Below are 19,665 nucleotides of genomic sequence, written 5' to 3'. Positions count from 1 at the left end.
TCGGGACAAATCCGGCGAAATTGTAAAATCATGGACTAATGCCGCGCTTGGCGCAGCCAAAGCGCAAGACCAGCCTTTCATCATATTGCGATATACCGATATTTTGGTAACGATATCGCAACTCAGGTTAAATTCGGCTCGCGCGACTCGGCGTGTCCGGTGTGTCGGGGGGCATCATGGCAAAACGCCTCTTGGCGCGCGAATATGAGCAAGTAGCTGATTTTCTTGCCGATCGTCATCCGGGCAAGACATCTTCCCTCCATAGTTCGCGTCACCATTCCGATCCTGCCACCCATCACGGACTCGCGGGGCCCTGACCGCTGAATTCCTTCGCTCGATGATGAAAACCGGGTCGCAACTGGTTGCCAATCCGAACTTGGGGGGAATTTATGCAGTCGATCCGGAACCGCGGCGCAGACCGCGCGGAGCGTCGTGAGCGGGCTGTCCCGCAGCGGCTCGGGCTGTTCAGCACGACGGCACTGATCCCCGCGATCGCCGCGCTGGCGGGCGGCGCTCTGACGCTCGCCCCTGGGCAGGCGCAGGCACAGACTGTGGCGGCCTCCGGTGTGGTCACCAACGGCTTCGGCGAGAACTCGCTCTGCCTCGACGCTGCACTCGACCTTTGTCAAATCGATCTGGGCGAGGTCAACGACGCCCCGCCGCCGGTACTCGCCGATCTTGCCACGGGCTCGGCCGGCCGATCGCTGCTGATCGGTGGCGGCGACAATGGTTCGCAGTTCTTCACTGTCACTTCCGACGGTTATGAATTCAACAACGATTTCAACACCCAGAATCCGTTGGTTCTGAGCTTCCCGGTCACCATCGTCCGGGCGATTGGCAGTTCGTCTTTCCACCAGCAATCGATCAGTGAGACCGGCGGCTCACGCGTGTTGCGCAAGACCGGGTCGGAAACGCTTTTCCTTCTGGGCTTTGATAACACCTATTCCGGTGGGACCATCGTTTCCGAGGGCTTTCTCGGCTGGGACCGGGATCGCGCTTTCGGGATTGCCGGGACCGGCGTGACAATCGACAACGGCGCCGGCGTGAATTGGACTGGCAGCTTTGCTACCACGCGCGCGTTCACGCTCACCGGCGGCAGTGCAACCATCAGGGCCCAGAGCGGCGTGACGGGCACAGTGAACGGCACGATCTCGGGCCCGGGGGGCCTGACGGTCGGCGGTCCAGGCCTTGTCGCCCCCGGCACGATCGTGCTGGGGAGCAATAACACCTATCAAGGTGGCACTTCGATCGTCGGTGGTACGCTGATCGTAACCAACAACAACTCTCTGGGCACTTTGGCCAGCGGCACGACCGTTTCGGCCGGTGCCACCCTCGCGGTGCAGGGCGGGCTGACGGGGCTAAACGAAGGCATTGCCCTGAGCGGTACCGGGATGGGCGGCGCGGGCGCGCTGCGCAATCTGAGCGGCAACAACGTGCTGACCGGTGGTGTGACTGTAGCGGGCGCAGCGCTGATCACATCCGATGCCGGACTGCTCGATCTTGCAGGGCCCTTGCAGTCATCGGGGGCCTTCGGCCTGACTTTTGGCGGTGCCGGTTCGGTTTCGTTGCGGGGCCAGATCGTGGGCAGCATTTCCGGGCTGACCAAGACCGGCACCGGTACGCTGATCCTGGGCTCGGGCTTCAACCCCTCGGCCTATAACGCCGGCCTCGATCTGGCGCAGGGCACGGTTTCGGTGCGCACCAATCTGGGCGCTGGCTTCGGCACGATCCGCACCACCGGATCGGTCATCGATTATGCCCAGGACGTCAACATGGCGGCGCCGATCGAACTTAACAGCAATACCACCCAGTTGCAGGTGACGACCGGGACCGCCACCCAATCGGGCATCATTTCGGAAATCAATGGCGCGCGTCCGATCGAGAAGATCGGTGCTGGCACGCTGATCCTTACCAACACCAACACCTATGCCGGTGGAACGATCATCAACGGTGGGGCCTTGCAGATCGGCAATGGCGGCACGACCGGCACCCTGGGGTCGGGCACGGTCACGATCAACGGCGCGCAGCTGATATTCAACCGGTCAGACGACATCACGGTCGCCAATGACATCACCAGTTCGGGCACGCTGATCAAAAGGGGCGGCGGCACGGTCACTCTTACCGGCGCCAAGGGCTATTCGAACACCTTCGTGGAAGCGGGCACGCTCGCGCTGCGCGGCACCTCCCCCCTTTCCGGCGGCGGCGTGCTCCAGCTCACGGGCGGCACGCTGGACATGGGCGTGGATGGCGTGCTTTCGAATGCCACCCATTCCGGCGGAACGCTGGCCTTGAACGGCAGGACCCTGATCCTGACGACCGGCAACTACAACGCCTCGGGCGGTTCGCTGACCGGCGGCGGAACCATCCAGTTCGCAGGCAACAGCCGCGGCCTGCTCATCACCGGCGCGACCTCGATCGACGCCGGAACGACGATCCTGTCGAGCGGCTTCAACAACAGGCTCGAGATCGGCAGTCTGGGGGCCGATTATACGCTGGCCGCGGCCATCACCGGATCGGGTGCGGCCAACAATCTGGGCAGCATGTCGGTCATCCTGGGCAATACGGGTTTCCGCACGACGCTGTCCGGCAACAGCAGCTATGCGGCGGGCACTTCGCTCAACAGTGGTACGCTGGTCGTGGCCAGCGATACGGCGCTCGGCACCGGCGCGCTGACCATGGCGGCCAATACCGTGCTGGAATCCGGCGGTACCGGCAACCGGACGCTCGCCAATGCGATCACGCTGAATGGCGCGGGGATCAGCATCGCCAATCCCAGCACCACCAACACCTTCACGCTCGGCGGCGTGATCGGGGGGTCGAACGGGTTTGCCAAGACCGGCGCGGGCACGCTGATCCTCACCGGAAACAACAGCCTGTCGGGCAATATCGCGCTGAATGCTGGAACGCTGCAGCTCGGGTCCGGCGCCCTGGCCGGCTCGCTGGGCAGCACGGGCGTCGTGATGGCGAACGGCACCAGCCTGGTGTTCGACAGCAGCGCCAGCCAGAATGTCAGCAATGTCCTTTCGGGCACGGGTTCACTGACTAAGCGCGGCAGCGGCACCCTCACGCTCAGCGGCAGCAACAGCTTCAGCGGAGCGGTGTCGCTCGACGGCGGTGCGCTGCAGCTGACCGGCGGATCGTCGATCGGGGACACGGCCGCGCTGAGCATGGCCACGAGCACCCTTCTCGGCGTTGGCAGCAGCGAGACGATCGGGTCCCTGGCGGGCAATGGCACGGTTGTTCTGCAGGCCAGCTCGGTTCTGACCACGGGGGGCAACAACAATTCGACCACGTTCGCCGGCAGCCTGACCGGGCTCGGCGGACTGACCAAGACGGGGTCTGGTACGCTCACCCTGACCGGCACCAGCAACTTTGTGGGCACCACCACGATCAGCGGCGGCACGCTGCAGATCGGCAACGCCACGACCACCGGCACGATCATTGGCGGGCCGATCGTCAACAATGCCAGCCTGGTGTTCAATCGGTCCGACAATATCGACAGCAGCGTCGCTATCAGCGGCACGGGTTCGCTCACAAAGCAGGGTCTGGGCACGCTGACGCTGCTCAGCACCAACAGCTATGCAGGCGGCACCACGATTTCGGCAGGTATCCTGCAGCTGGGATCGGGTTCGACCACCGGATCGCTTGGCACGGGCGGGGTAACGATCAGCACCAACGGGACGCTGCGGTCGAACAGCAGTGTTACCCAGACGATTGCAGGCGCGCTGGCGGGCAGCGGTGCGCTGGTGCAGCAGGGCACGGGGACCACGATCCTCGGCGCTGCAGCCAATGGCTATTCGGGTACCGCCCAGATCTTCGCGGGCACGCTGCAACTGGGCAACCTCACGGCGCTCGGCACGGGCGCGGTGGAGTTGCGCGGTGGTTCGTTGCACCTCGCGAACGCGGGTGTCTATACCAACAATATCAACGCCTTCACGGCGGACGGCAATGTCCTTTCGACCGTCGCGGGCAGCCAGGTCACCCTGACAGGCCAGTTCGGCGGGGCGGGAACGCTGCGGCTGGCACCGGGCACGGGCAGCACGCTCGACATTGCCGCGGCGACGGGCACCGCAGGTGCTTCCACGCGCATCATCGTGCAGAGTGGCACGGTGCGCTCGCAAAGCGGCATCCTGGGCCAGATACTCGGCCTGGATGCTACGCAGACGCAAGTTGATGCCGGTGCGACCCTCAATTTCAACACCCGCTTGTCGACGATCAGCAACCTTTCGGGCGCGGGCACGATCCTCAATGACGGCAGCACGACCACGCTGCGCAACGGCACATTTTCCGGCGCTTTCGGCGGAACGCAGTCACTTGCGACGACGGGCAATATCAGCCTTTCGGGCAGCAGCAGCTATACCGGCACCACCACTGTCCAGTCGGGCACGCTCACCATCGGCAGCAACACGGCGCTGGGCAACAGCACGGGCGGCACGACGGTTGCCAGCGGCGCGACCTTGCAGTTCAGCGGAACGCCGCTGACCATAGGCGATGCCCTCACCATCAGCGGCAGCGGCAACGGGGGCATCGGCGCGATCCGCGTCGCGCCCTTGGGTGCCTCGGGCAACGAAGCCACCAGCATCACCGGCGGCGTCACGCTGGCAGCCGACTCGACCATCACGGTCGCCGACCGGATCTTGCTGAGCTTCAACACCGGCGGCATCGCGCTGGGCAGTTCCACGCTGACCTTCGCCAGCGAAGGGACCGGCAATTCCTCCATCTTTGTGAACAGCGCGATTTCCGGCACGGGCGCGTTGGTCAAGACCGGAAGCGGGCTGCTCAGGCTCAACGGCAATAACGGCTTCACAGGGCCGCTGACGATCAACGGCGGCGATGTGGTCCTGGCAAGCGGGACTGCGCTGGCAGACACGGTCGCGGTAAGCTTGGCGACGGGCGCGCGGCTGTTCGTCAGCAGTACCGAAACCATCGGCTCGCTGGCCGGGGCGGGCACGGTCAGTTTCGAGAACGCGTCGGTCCTGACGACCGGGGGCAACAACGCATCGACGACCTTTGCAGGCAGCGTCAACGGAACCGGCAATCTCACCAAGTCGGGAACCGGCACGTTCACCCTGTCCGGCACCAGCGGCTTTGCCGGAATCACCACGATCAGCGGCGGTACGCTGCAGATCGGCGATGGCGGCACGACGGGCGCGATTGGCAGCGGCCAGATCATCACCAACGCCAATCTGGCGTTCAACCGGTCGGATGCGCTTGCCATCGCCAATGCCATCAGCGGCTTCGGCACGCTGACCAAGCTGGGCGCGGGCACGCTGACGCTGTCGGGCGCGAACAGCTATAGCGGCGACACCACGATTTCCGCAGGGACGCTGGTCCTCGACCAGGTTGCGGGCGGCACGATCGGCGCGGCGGGCACCGGCACCATCACGCTGGAGAACAACAGCGCTTTGTTGTCCAACGTCACCGGCACGCTGGCCAACCGGATATCCATCGCGTCCTCGGCCACTGCCAGCATCGGCGCTGCGTCGGGCACAACGCTGACCCTGACCGGTGACCAGTTCGAGACATCCAGCCCTGTTACGCTGACCTTCGGCTCATCGACCGCCACCGGCCTCATCGAACTGGCCGCACCATCGGGCGTCTCGGTCGCCGCAGGAACGGCTTCGACGATCGCGGGCGGAACCGTTCGGACCGGCAATGCCTTTGCTGCCAGCGTTTTCAGTCTGGCAAGCGGCGGCACGACCATCGGTACCGGCACGACCGCTGCCACGCTGGACGTCAATGGCCTGAACTTCCAGCTGGTCAATCTGACCGGCAGTGCATCGGGCACGCTGACCAATCTGGGCAGCCAGGCGGCTACGACGACGCTGAACACGCAGATATTCTCGGCTTTTGACGGGGTGATCACCAATGGTGCGTCTGCGCTGAACCTCGTCAAGACCGGAAGCGGCACGCTCGCGCTGACGGGCACCAACACCTATAGCGGCACCACCACGGTGACGGCAGGCACGCTGAACGTCGGTCGCGCCGGTACGTCGGGCACGCTCGGCTCGGGAGCCGTCATCGTCGGCGCTGCAGGCAGGCTGCTGCTGAACCGTACGAACGACCTGCTCGTAACCAACGCGATTTCCGGCGCAGGCGAGGTCATCAAGGGTTCCGCCGGAACCACGACCTTGACGGGCGACAATAGCGGATACACCGGCACGCTCAGCGTCACCAACGGGACATTGCAGATCGGCAATGGCGGCACCAGCGGATCGCTTGGCACCGGCGCGGTGGCAAACGACGCGACGCTGGCGATCAACCTGGCCAGCGATATCACGCTGGCGCAGGCGATCACCGGCAACGGCGCGCTGCGCAAGCTGGGCAGCGGGGTAACCACGATCGGCGGCAACGTCACCCAGGGATCGGCGACGGTCGAGGCAGGCACGCTGGCGCTTTCGGGATCGAACAGCTTCACAAATGGCATCACGGTTGCAGGCGGCACGCTGTCGCTGCGCAGCAATAATGCGGCAGGCGGCGCGACCGGTGTCATCCGTACCACCGGATCGGTGGTCGATTATGCCGACGGCATCGACATGGCGACGCCGATCGAGCTCAACTCGAACACCACGCAGCTGCAGGTGCTTGCGGGATCGGCGACGCAATCGGGCGTAATCTCCGAAATCGGCGGTGCGCGGCCGCTGGAAAAGATCGGCGCGGGCACGCTGACACTGTCAGCCACCAACAGCTATTCGGGCGGCACGACGATCAGCGCGGGCCGCTTGAACATCACGTCGAACGCCAATCTCGGCGCGATCGCAGGCGGCGTCACCATCGGCAATGCTGTGCTGGGCACGACCGGACTGATCAGCAGCGCGCGCGCAGTGTCGCTGACCGGTGCTGCGGGGATCGATGTTTCCAGCAGCAGCCTGACCCTGACCGGCGCGGTAACCGGTGCAGGCAGCCTGACCAAGACGGGCACCGGCCAGCTGGTCCTGACCGCGGATAACAGCTATGCTGGCACCACCACCATCAGCGGCTCGGGCGGGCTGACCGTCGGCACGGGCGGCAACACGGGCACGCTGGGCAGCGGCAACATCACGGTCAATGCAGGCTCGTTCCTGGCCTTCAGCCGGTCCGATGCGTTCACGGTCGCGAATGCCATTTCCGGCCAGGGCAACGTCGGCAAGCAGAGCAGCGGCACGCTGACCCTTTCGGGTGCCAACACATTTTCTGGCGGACTTGCGATTGGCGCAGGGACCGTCGTGCTGGCCAGCGCCAACGCTGGCGTCATCACCGCCGCTGGGACAGGGAACATCACCTTCTCCAGCAATACCACGCTGCGGACCGATGTCTCCGGCACGCTCGGCAACAATCTCTTTTTCGGCAGCGGGAGTTCGACGGTGGCGGCGGCGACCGGGACGACGCTGCGTCTCGCCTCGAACGTGCTGTCGTTCGAGGCCGGAGCCGGCTCGCCGCTCGATTTCGGCACGGCAAGCGCGACGGGCACGATCGAGCTGGCACCGGTGACGGTGTCGGTGGGCGCGCAGGTCAACCCGATCGCCATCAACGGCGGCACGCTGCGGCTGGCCAATGCCGGCGCTTACACGCTGCTGAACGGCGCCAATGGCGTGTTCCTGAACGGCGCGACGCTGGGCGCGGATGTGGCGGGGACGCTGACCAAGGTGCTGACCATTGGCGCGACCGGCGGCACGATCGACGTCGCGGCGGCATCGCTGACCCTGCAAGGCGCGAACAGCCATATCGGCGTGCTGACCAAGACGGGCACAGGCGAATTGCGTCTGACCGGCGCGGGCACCGGCAGCGGCACGGTGCAGCTCAACGCGGGCAGCCTGGCACTGCTGGCGACGAATGCTGGCTGGGGCACCGGTACGCTGCAGATGGCGACGGGCACCACCTTGCGGCTTGGTCTGCCGAGCCCTGCGACCTTGGCGAACAACATCGTTCTGGGCGCAGGCGCAGGATCGACGATCATCGCATCATCGACGACCTTTTCCGGAGCCTTGTCCGGCGGAGATCTCACCATCGCGGCGGGCCTCGGCGCGGACGGCCCCAGCGTCGTGCGGCTGACCGGCACCAACAGCTATGGTGCCACGACGATCAGCGCGGGCAATACGCTGCAGATCGGAACGACGGGCACCGGCGGTACCTTGGGCACGGGCAATGTCACGGTCAATGCAGGCGCAACATTGCGCTTTTCTGGTAACGACCTGACCGTTGCCAATGTCGTTTCCGGCGCAGGTCAGCTGGTCCGCGACGGGCTGGGCACGACGACGCTGACGGGGGCGAACAGCTATGCCGGCGGCACGGTGATTTCCGGCGGCGGGATCGTGATTGGCAACACCTCGGCCTTGGGAACCGGCGGGGTAACGATGTCGGGCTCATCCTCGCTTGATACGGCCGCCGGCGTTTCTGCCAGCATCAACGGCTTGTCGGTGGTGAATTTCGGATCCTCTCCGATCATAACAGCGTCCGCAGGCCAGACCCTGTCGTTGGGCGGCACATTTTCTGTTGGCCCATTTGTCAGTGCCCTGTCCTTTGGATCGAGCACTGGAACTGGAACCATTGCGCTCGACTTTGCTGCCGTCCCGACGGTGTCCAGTGATATCCAGATCCGCGTGAATGGCGGCACCTTGAAGCTGGGATCGACCTCGGAAGCGCTGCTTCTGAATGCTGCCGGCGGCCTGGCTATCGGTGCGCTGGGTACCATCGATCTGAACGGGTTTGCAGGTGGCGGCGTCAGCATCTTCGGCTCGGGAACCATCTCGAATTCGTCGACGACAGCAGCGCAGTTCACGGCCTTGCAGAACGCGGCAACCACCTTCAGCGGCATCGTCGGCGGCGGCACGGGCGCGATCTCGTTGGTCAAGAGCGGCACCGGCGCGCTGACGCTGGCCGGCGCGAACAGCTATACCGGCATCACCAGCATCACCGGCGGCAGCCTGCAGATCGGCGATGGCGGCACCACGGGCAGCCTTGGCACGGGCAATGTCGCGATTGCGAGCGGCGCGCAGCTGCTGCTCAATCGCAGCGATGCGCTCAGCCTCGCCAATGTGTTCACCGGCGCGGGCACGGTGCAGAAGAACCTCGCCAGCACGCTGACGCTGACCGGCAGCAACACCGCTGCGGATGGCTTTACCGGCACGTTCAACATCAATGCCGGCACGTTGCTGGTCAACGGCGTTCTGGGCGATCTCACCAACCGGGCAGCCACGATCAATGTCGCTTCGGGGGCCACGCTCAGCGGATCGGGTACGATCCAGGGCAATGTCGTGGTCGCCAATGGCGGCATCCTCTCGCCCGGCACGAGCCCGGCGACGCAGACCATCGCGGGCAATCTGACGCTGAACGACAGCTCGGTGCTGAATTTCGAGCTCGCGCAGCCCGGCGTCGTCGGCGGCGGCATCAACGACCTGATCACGGTCGGCGGCAATCTGGTGCTCGATGGCACGCTCAACGTCACCGCGCTCGATGGCTTCAGCGCAGGCTTCTATCGCCTGTTCAACTATGGCGGCACGCTGACCAACAATGGGCTGAACATGGGCACGCTGCCGCTAGGATTCATCTCCGAGTTGCGCGCCGACATTGCGGGACAGATCAACATCCTGTTCAACGCAGGCGGCCAGACCGTGCAATATTGGGATGGCGCGGACCTGACCGGCGCGGTCGCGACGGTGAACGGCGACGGCGGGGCAGGGACCTGGACCAGCACCTCCACCAACTGGACCAACCCCACCGGCTTTGCGGTCAACACCCCCTGGGCGGGCCAGGCGGGCGTGTTCGCAGGTGCTGCCGGTGGTGCCGTCGGAATAATCGGCAGCCAGGCCTTCCAGGAGCTGCGGTTCCTGACCGACGGCTATGTGCTCAATGCCGCTGACTCGACAGGTGGCCTGGCGACGACGGGCGGCTTCTCGATCGTCAACGTCAATTCGGGCCTTGCGACCCGGATCAACGCGCCGATTTCGGGGACGGCGGGCCTGACCAAGAGCGGCGGCGGCACGCTGACCCTGGGTGGCGCCAACAGCTATGCCGGGCTGACCACCGTCAGCGGCGGCACGCTGTCGCTGGTCAGCGGCGGCACGATCGCAGGCGCGGTGCAGAACAATGCGACGCTGACCAATGCGGGCACGATCATCGGCCTTGTGACCAACGCGGGCACGCTGACCAGCACCGGGACGCTGGCGGGAGGGCTGACCAATAATGCGGGCGCGACGGCCTCGATCAGCGGTACGCTGGATGGTCCGGTGTCGAACGCGGCAACGATCACGCTCACCGGTGCGACCACCGGCGCTGCGGCGGTGACGCAGACCACGACGGGCTCGCTCAATCTGGCCGGGTTCAACGGCACCATCGGCAGCCTTGCGGGCGCCGGCGCGGTGCAGCTGGGCAATGGCACCCTGACCACCGGCGGCAACAACAGCACAACGACCTTCGCCGGTGTGATTTCGGGCAGTGGCGGCCTGACCAAGATCGGGTCTGGCACCTTGAGCCTTACGGGAGCCAACGCCTATGCCGGCCAGACCTCCATCAATGGCGGTACTCTGGAGCTTGGGTTTGGCGGCTCGCTCACCGGGGCCGTCGTCAACAACGGCACCTTTAATAATGCGGGTGTGGTCAACGGGCTCGTCACCAACGGCGATTTCGGCATCCTCACGTCCCTCGGCGCGCTGAACGGCGGGTTGGTCAACAACGGCCGATTCACCCCGATCAGCATCTCAGGCCAGCTGAACGGAAATGTCAGCAATTCCGGGGTGATCAATTTTATCAACCAGACCGTCGGCAACGCTGCCATTACGCAAGCGGCCAATAGCAATCTGTTTCTTGTCAGCCAGACCAATGTGAATATCGGCAGCCTGGCGGGAGCCGGGTCCGTCGTTCTGAGTCAGGGCAGCACGCTGACCATCGGCAGCAACAATGCCAGCACCAGCTTCTCGGGCGTGGTTTCGGGCACCGGAACGCTGGCCAAAACCGGTACCGGCACACTGACGCTCAGCGGTGCCAACAACCTGACCGGCCTCACGACAGTCAGCCAGGGCAGCCTTTCGATTGCCATGACCGGCAGTCTGGCAGGCGCGGTGCAGAACAATGCGACGCTGGCCAACGCGGGCAGCATTGCCGGGCTTGTCACCAATGCGGGCACCCTGACCAGCACCGGCACGCTTGGTGGCGGTCTCAGCAACAATGCAGGTGCCACCGCTGCAATCCGCGGTACACTGAACGGCCCTGTGTCCAACGCGGGCACGATCACCCTGACAGGAACCACGACAGGTAACGCCGCTCTGGCTCAAACCGGCAACGGCACGTTCAACCTGGCCGGGTTCGATGCCACGATCGGCAGCCTTTCAGGCACCCTCGTGGGCAGTGGCTCGGTGCAGCTGGGCAGCGGCACGCTGACGCTGGGTGGAAACAACAGCAGCACCAGCTTCAATGGTGTGATCTCGGGTACTGGGCAAGTTATCAAGACTGGCACGGGGTCGTTCGCGGTGACCGCTGCCAACACCTATACCGGTCTGACGACCGTAAACGGTGGCACGTTTACCATTGGTTTTGGCGGATCGCTGGCGGGGTCGGTGCAGAACAACGCCACACTGGTGAATTTGAGCCGGGTAAGTGGTCAGGTCACCAATGCCGGCATTCTGAATTCAACCGGTTCGATCCGGGGCGGGCTGGTCAACAACGCTGGCGCTACTGCAAATCTGGCAGGTCTGCTCAATGGCGCGGTCAGCAACTCGGGCAACATCACTCTGGTCGAATCCCTGACCAGCACCGGATCATTCACCCAGAGCTCCGGCGCATCGTTGAACCTGGCTGGTTTCGAAGCCGGAATGGGCAGCATCGCAGGCAATGGCGCGATCCAGCTCGGCTCGGGCACGCTCACCGCAGGCGCAAGCAACGCCTCGACCAGCTTCGACGGCATCATCTCGGGCTCGGGCACGTTCAACAAGGCGGGCACGGGCACGCTGACGCTGGGTGGCAGCAACACTGCGGCGGCCAATTTCACCGGCACCGTCAACGTGAATGCGGGGTCGCTGGTGCTCAACGGCCAGTTCGGCGATGTGGCGGCCAACAGTGCCAACCTCAGCCTCGCCAATGGCGCGACGCTGGCCGGATCGGGCAGCTTCCTCGGCAATATTTCGCTGGGCGCCGGGGCCATACTCGCCCCGGGCAACAGCCCTGCGACGATCGCTATCGGTGGCAACCTGCTGCTCGATTCAGCCTCGATCCTCAATTTCGAGCTCGCCCAGGCGGGTGTCGTCGGCGGCGGCATCAACGATCTCATCACTGTCAGCGGCAACCTGACGCTCGACGGCACGCTCAATGTCGCCGCGCTGACCGGATTTGGCGAGGGCATCTATCGCCTGATCAACTATGGCGGCACATTGACCGACAACGGCCTGCTGGTCGGCACGCGCCCCGATGGCTTCACGGCGTCGGTGATCACCAATATCGGAGGACAGATCAGCGTCCAGTTCACGCTCGGCATCCCGACCGTGCTCTACTGGGACGGCACCGACACCACCGCTGCGTCCAGCGCAATCACCGGCAATGGCGGATCGGGCACCTGGAACAGCACCAGCACCAACTGGACCTCGGCGCCCGGATTCTCGACCGCGTTCGGATGGAACAGCCAGACCGGCGTGTTCGCTGGCGCGGCAGGCGGGACGGTACAGGTCAGTGGAACCCAGGCGTTCCAGCAGCTTCGTTTCGAAACAGGCGGCTATGTGCTGAACACCGCACCTGGTGGCGGGGCGCTGGCGACCACCGGCGGCACCTCGGTCATCGACGTGTCGGCAGGCTTGGGTGCCACCATCAATGCGCCGATCCAGGGGACCGCAGGTATCACCAAGGCGGGCGCGGGCACGCTGACGCTCGGCGGTTTCAACAGCTATGCGGGGCTTACCAGCATTGCAGCCGGCACGCTGGCGCTGAGCAGCGGCGGCACGATCGTCGGCGCTGTGGATAACGGTGCGAGCTTCGCCAGTGCGGGCAACGTGAGGGGGCAGGTCACCAACCGGGCGAGCCTCACCTCGACCGGCAGGCTCGACGGCGGTCTGGTCAATGCCGCCACGGGCATAGCCAACCTGTCGGGCGTGTGGAACGGGGCGATTTCCAACGCGGGAACGGTGAGGCTGTCAGGCCTGACCAGCGGCAACGTGGCGTTCAACCAGCAGGGCAGCGGTTTGTTCGACCTGGCCGGATCGTTCGCTTCCATCGGTTCGCTCGCGGGCAGCGGGTCGGTGCAACTGGGCAGCGGCTTGCTTCAGCTGGGCCGCAGCAACGCCAGCACCAGTTTCGCAGGCGTTATCTCGGGCAGCGGCGGCCTGGAGAAGGAAGGCACGGGCACCTTCACGCTCACCGGTGCCAACAGCTTCACGGGCCGGACGCTGGTCAGCGGCGGAACGCTCGTCCTGGCTTCGGGAGCATCGCTGGCAGGCTCGGTGACCAACAATGCCGTGTTCACCAATGCCGGGACGGTCGCAAACGGAGTGATCAACAACGGTGCGCTGGTGTCCACGGGGTCGTTGAACGGCAGTCTGGTCAACAATGCTGGCGCAACGGCGAGCCTGTCGGGGGCATTTTCCGGCAATCTGATCAATCGCGGTACGGTAAACCTGACCGGAACCACTATCGGTATCGGCGAACTGTCGCTGGCGACGGGCGCGGTCTTCAACCTGGGCGGCTTTGCCACCACCATCGGCAATCTGACCGGCGGCGGCGGCACGGTGGCTCTGGGCAGCGGGACGCTGACCCTGGGCAGCGGCACCGGCTCGCAGACCTTCGACGGCATGATCACCGGTTCCGGTGGCCTGACCAAGGTCAGCGCCAGCACCTTCTCGCTGTCGGGCGCGCAGGGCTATACGGGGCTGACCACGGTCAACGGAGGCACCTTGATCCTGGGCAGCAATGCCTCGCTGGCAGGGGGCGTGCTCAACAATGCGAGGTTCACGAACGCTGGTCGCGTTTCGGGCCTCGTTACCAACATTGCGACACTCGAATCAACGGGCGCGCTGAACGCAGGGCTGGTCAATGCAACCGGAGCCAGTGCGCGAATCCGGGGTATCCTGGCAGGATCCGTCACCAATGCGGGCACGATCACGCTGACCGGGGCAATCAGCGGCATCGGCGCGGTGACACAGGAGGCGACGGGCACGTTCGATCTGGGCGGCTTCGGCACCAGCATCGGCAGCCTGGCGGGCAGCGGAGCCGTGATTCTGGGTGCGGCCCCGCTGACCACGGGCGGCGATAACGGCTCAAGCACCTTCGCAGGCACGGTCTCGGGCGACGGCGGCATCGTCAAGACCGGCACCGGCACGTTCGTTCTTTCCGGCGCGAACAGCTATGCAGGCCTGACCACGGTCAGCCAGGGCGTGCTTTCGGTCCGCAACAATGCGGGCCTGGGCGGCAATGCTGCGGGCACCGTGGTCGATGCGGGGGCTGCGCTCGAACTGCAGGGCGGCATCACCCTCACCGGTGAGGCGCTGACGATCAACGGCACCGGCGTGAACGGCGCGGGCGCGCTGCGCAACGTGGCGGACAACAATATCTGGGCGGGCACCGTCACCCTGGGATCGGACAGCCTGATCACCGCCGATGCCGGACGGCTCGACATCGACCTGCTCGCAGGCAGCACTCAGGCGCTTACCACCGGAGGCGCTGGCCTGATCGGCCTGGCCAATGCCAATACCGCCGGCGCGCTGACCGTGACCGGCGGCAATCTGGCGCTGTTCGGCACCGGCAATTTCGCCAGCGGCGTGAATGTCAACGCGGGCAACCTGTTCCTGCAAGGCGGCAGCAGCGTCAATGACGCGGCGGCGGTCACGCTGGGCACCGGCAACGTGATCGTTGCGGTGTCGGAAACCATCGGTTCGCTGGCTGGCACGGGCGGCACGGTGCAGATCGATGCTGGCCAGACGCTGACGCTGGGCGGAAGCGATGCGTCGACCAGCTTCGGCGGCGTCATCTTCAACACCGGCAATCTCGCCAAGCAGGGCAGCGGAACGTTCACCGTCACCGGCACGCTGGCGCATAGCGGCACCACGACGATCACCGGCGGCACCTTGCTGTCGGGCGCGGCCAATATCTGGCAGGGCAATGGCCTGGTCACGATCGGCAACGGCGGGACGCTCGATCTTGGCGGTTTCGACCAGTCGATCGCGGCGATCAGCCTGGCGGGCGGCACGCTCGCCAATGGCGCGCTGACCGGCAGCATCAGCACGAGCGGCGGCACGATCCGCGACATTACCGGCGCTGCCAATTCGCTGCGGGCCATCGGGGGCACCACCACGCTCACCGGCGCGGGCAGCTTCGCGCAGGGCGTGACGCTGGCCGGCGGCGATGTCGTGCTGCAGGGGGCAGGGGCCTCGATTGCCGACACGGCGCTGGTCGCCGTCAACACCGGCACCTTGTTAGTCAATGTCGGCGAAACCATCGGCGCGCTGGCGGGCAGCGGCGGCCGCGTGCAGATCGCGCAGGGTCAGGCGCTCGTCACCGGTGGCAGCAATGCGAGCACCGCCTATGCGGGCGTGCTCGCGGGCAATGGCGCAGTGATCAAGACCGGCACCGGCACGTTCACGCTCTCGGGCGCGAACACGCTCACCGGTACGGTTACCGTCAATGCAGGCGTGCTGGCGCTGGCTAGCGGCGGATCGCTGGCGGGCGCGGTGCAGAACGCCGCCGGGTTCAGCAATGCGGGCACGGTGGCGGGCCTCGTCACCAACACCGGCACGCTGATCTCCACCGGCGTGCTCAATGGCGGACTGGTGAATTCGGGCTCGGCGGGGCTTTCAGGCCAGCTGGGTGGCGCGGTGACCAATAGCAGCCTCGTCCAGCTCCAGGGCGCGCTGACCGGCATTACCGGCTTCAGCCAGAGCGGCACCGGCGCGTTCGATCTCGCGGGCTTCAGTACCTCGATCGGCAGCCTGTCGGGCGCAGGCAACGTGCTGCTGGGCAGTGCGACGCTGACGCTGGGCGGCAGCAACGCCTCGACCAGCTTTTCTGGCACGATCGGTGGCACCGGCGGCCTCATCAAGACCGGCACCGGCAGTTTCACGCTGACCACGGGGCAGGTCTATACCGGCCTTACCACGGTCAATGGCGGCCTGCTGACGGTGGCGGCGGGTGCGGGCCTCAGCGGATCGGTGCTGAACAACGCGAGTTTCGCCAGCTCGGGCCTGATCCTGGGATCGCTGACCAACAACGGCACCGCCACGCTTTCGGGCCAGGTCAACGGCACGGTGGCCAACAATGCAGTAATCGCGCTGGACGGCCAGTTGGTCGTGCTCGGCCGCCTCACCCAGAATGCTGGTGGCAGCCTGAACCTTGCTGGCTTCAATGCCGGGCTGGGCAGCCTTGCGGGCACGGGCCCGATCGCGCTGGGCAGCGGCACGCTGGTGGTCGGTTCGGACAACAGTTCGTCGCTGTTCTCGGGCGTCATCTCGGGCAGCGGCGGCCTGCAGAAGATCGGCACCGGCACATTCACGCTCACCGGCATCAACAGCTACACCGGCTTGACCCTGGTCAACGCAGGCACGCTGGTGATCGGCGAAGGCGTGAGCGTCGGTGGCACGACGAGCGGCATTGCGGCGACGGTGGCAGCACCTTCCGTGCTTGCCGCGCCGGTCGCAAATGCCGCTTCGGGCCCGATCGCAGCCGAGCAGACCAGCATGCCTGCGGCGGTCACGTCGCTGGCGGTCGAGCAGACCAGCATGCCGGCTACGGTCACCTCGCTTGCAGCCGAAACCGCCTCCACCGTCAGTGCCTCGCTCGCATCGCGTGCGGGCATGATGGTCGACAATATTTCGATCTCCGGCGGCCCGACCCCGGCGAGCCTGGCCCCCAGCGCAGAGCGTCTGCCGCTGGCGGGCGGCGTGTCGTCCGGACCCGAGCGGGTCGATCTGTTCGGCGATTCCACATCGGGTGCGGTCTCGGCCAACCTCCCGGTCGTGACGCTCGGCGAAGCGTCGCAGACGGTCGCTCCGGCGGCGGCTTCGACCGCATCTGCTGCGGGCCGCATTGGCCTGGTGTCCGATCTCAGCAACAGCATGGGCACCGCGCGGCTCGATGGTGCGCTGATGGGCGGCGCAGAAATGGCGAGCCCGGTGGCGGCCGCGCTGGTCGATGCAAACGCACCGGCGGCGTCGGCGGGCGAGACGGCCTTTGCCGGTCCGCTCACCCCCGCGGTGATCGCAGGCAGCGTGCTCAACAACGCCAATCTGATCAACAACGGCTCGATCCTGGGCCAGCTGGTCAATTCGGCGGGCGCGACCGCCGTGAACAATGGCGTGATCCGGGGCCTGGTGATCAATGCGGGCACCTTCACCTCAACCGGAACGCTCTCGGGCGGCCTGTCGAACAGCGGCACCGCGCGGATCAGCGGCACGCTGACCGGCGACGTGCTCAACAGCGGCAGCATCACGCTCACCGGCATCACCAGCGGCATCGCGGTGTTCCAGCAGGCGGCGACCGGCAGCCTCAACCTTGCCGGGTTCGACACCACGCTGGGCGTGCTGTCGGGTGCGGGCACGATCACGCTGGGCAGCGCGCGGCTCACCACCGGCACCAACGGCGTGAACTCGCTGTTCAGCGGGGTCATTTCGGGCACCGGCGCGCTGACCAAGACGGGCACCGGCGGGCTGATCCTCGATGGTGAGAACAGCTATTCGGGCGGCACCACCATCGCTGGCGGCGTCTTGCAGCTGGGCAATGGCGGCGCCACCGGATCGATCATCGGGCCGGTGCTGAACAACGGGACGCTGATCATCAACCGCAGCAACGCCTATACCTTCGCGGGCGTCATCAGCGGCACCGGCATGTTCGTCCAGGCGGGCAGCGGTACCACGACGCTGACCGGGGCAAACAGCTATACCGGCGGCACGCTGATCTCCGCCGGCCGTCTGATCGGCTCGACGGTCTCGCTCCAGGGCCTGATCCAGAACGATGCCGCGCTCGAGTTCGCGCAAGGAACGACCGGCGTGTTCGCGGGCCGGATCGGTGGCACCGGGCTGCTCGACAAGAGCGGCGTAGGGCTGCTCGAGCTGACCGGCGACAACAGTGCGCTGCGCGGGGCGACGACAGTGCGCGCGGGCGAACTGCGCGTCACCGGATCGCTTGCGGGATCGGCAACGACGGTGCTTTCGGGCGCGACGCTGTCGGGCAATGGCACGGTGGGCGGGCTGATCGCGCGCAGCGGCTCGGTCGTCTCGCCCGGGGCGGGCGGCCTCGGCATGCTGGGCCTCAACGGCGCGATCCAGCTGCAATCAGGCAGCACGCTGCGTCTGCAGGTCCAGGCACCCAGCGGGTCGGACATGCTGATCGGCAATGGCACGATGCAGCTGGGCGGCACGGCGGCGATCACCAATCTGGGCGGCACCTATGCCTTCAACAGCAACTATCTGCTGCTCCAGGCGAGCGGTGGTCGCACCGGCACGTTCGATGCGGTGACCGGCTTTGGCGAGTTCGGCATCCTCTACCGGCCCGAACTGGTCTATACCGCCAACCAGGTGCTGCTCCGCATGGCTCCCAATCTGCTCACCAACATCCTGGGCAACACGCCGCTGACCGCCAACCAGCGCTCGGTGGTGTCGCGGATCGATGCGGCCGTGACCGCGGGCTACAACCCGCAGCCGCTGTTCAACGTCTATGCGCTGCCCAATGCGCAGCAGCCGAACGCGTTCGACCAGCTTTCGGGCGAGGTCTATGCGACCATGGCGGGCGTGGGCATCGAGCAAGAGCGGCTGGTGCGCGAAGCGGTACTGGGCCGGATCAACGCGGTCGCCGCGACCGCGCGCCAGACGCCCGAATGGGGCAATGGCGCAGGCGCCTGGGGCCAGGTGTTCGGCAGCTGGGGCGCTGGCGAACGCGACGGCAATGCCGCGCGCTACGAGAGCGATCGCCAGGGCTTCATCACCGGTATCGACTATGGCAATGCCAATAGCGAGGGCAGCTGGCGCATCGGGGCGTTCGGCGTGCACATGACCAGCAAGGTGAGCGTCGATGCGCGCGGATCGCGCGCCGAGGTCGAACAGACCGGCGGCGGCCTTTATGCTGGCGTCAATACCGGCGGCGTCAGCGTCGGCATGGGTGCGAGCGTCACCGGGGTCGATCTCACCGCCGTGCGCAACATCGCGCTGCCGGGCTTTGCCGAGACCAACCGGGGCCGGGGCGATGGCCGCGCGGTCCAGGGCTTTGCCGAATTGAGCTACGCGATCGAGGCAGGCAATGCCACCTATCGTCCGTTCGCCAGCGTCGCCGTGGGCGAGTTCAAGCTGGATGCGCTGACCGAAACCGGCGGCGCGGCGGCGCTGTCGGTGCGTCGCCAGAGCTATCGCAGCGGTTCGGTCACCGTCGGTGCCGATGGCACGGTGCGCATGGGCAGGGTCAACCTCTCGGGCACGCTGGCAGGCCGGTTCCAGGTCGGCGATCGCGATCCGGCAGCGCAGATCGCGCTCGCCGCCGCGCCCGCCCAGGCCTTCACCATCCGCGGCGTCCAGCTCGACAGCTTCGCGCTGGCGGCACGGCTCGATGCGACGGTGAAGCTGACCGACGGCGCAGACCTGTCGCTGGGCTATACCGGCCTGATCGGCAAGGACACCGCCGATCACGGTGCCCGCGCGACGCTGTCGGTCCGCTTCTGATCCGAACGAGACGCGGCGGACCGCCCGAGCCTGGGGAAATACCCTCAGGCTTCGGCGGTCCGTACGCGGG

The 19,665-nt window shown here is 66.1% G+C and carries 1 protein-coding gene; it reads left to right on the top strand.

All coding sequences use genetic code 11. The annotated features are described in order from the left end of the window. The first annotated feature begins 389 nt into the window (after positions 1–389). Complete coding sequence (locus FG486_RS04005) at positions 390–19,595, top strand: autotransporter-associated beta strand repeat-containing protein (protein ID WP_181266517.1); 19,206 nt, start codon at positions 390–392, stop codon at positions 19,593–19,595. Positions 19,596–19,665 lie beyond the last annotated feature (70 nt).

Origin of the sequence: Blastomonas ursincola, from assembly GCF_013607875.1 — a bacterium.
Taxonomy (GTDB): Bacteria; Pseudomonadota; Alphaproteobacteria; order Sphingomonadales; family Sphingomonadaceae; genus Blastomonas; species Blastomonas ursincola.
The sequence above is the reverse complement of the archived record's forward strand: the minus strand, read 5'-3'. Positions and strand labels throughout refer to the sequence as shown.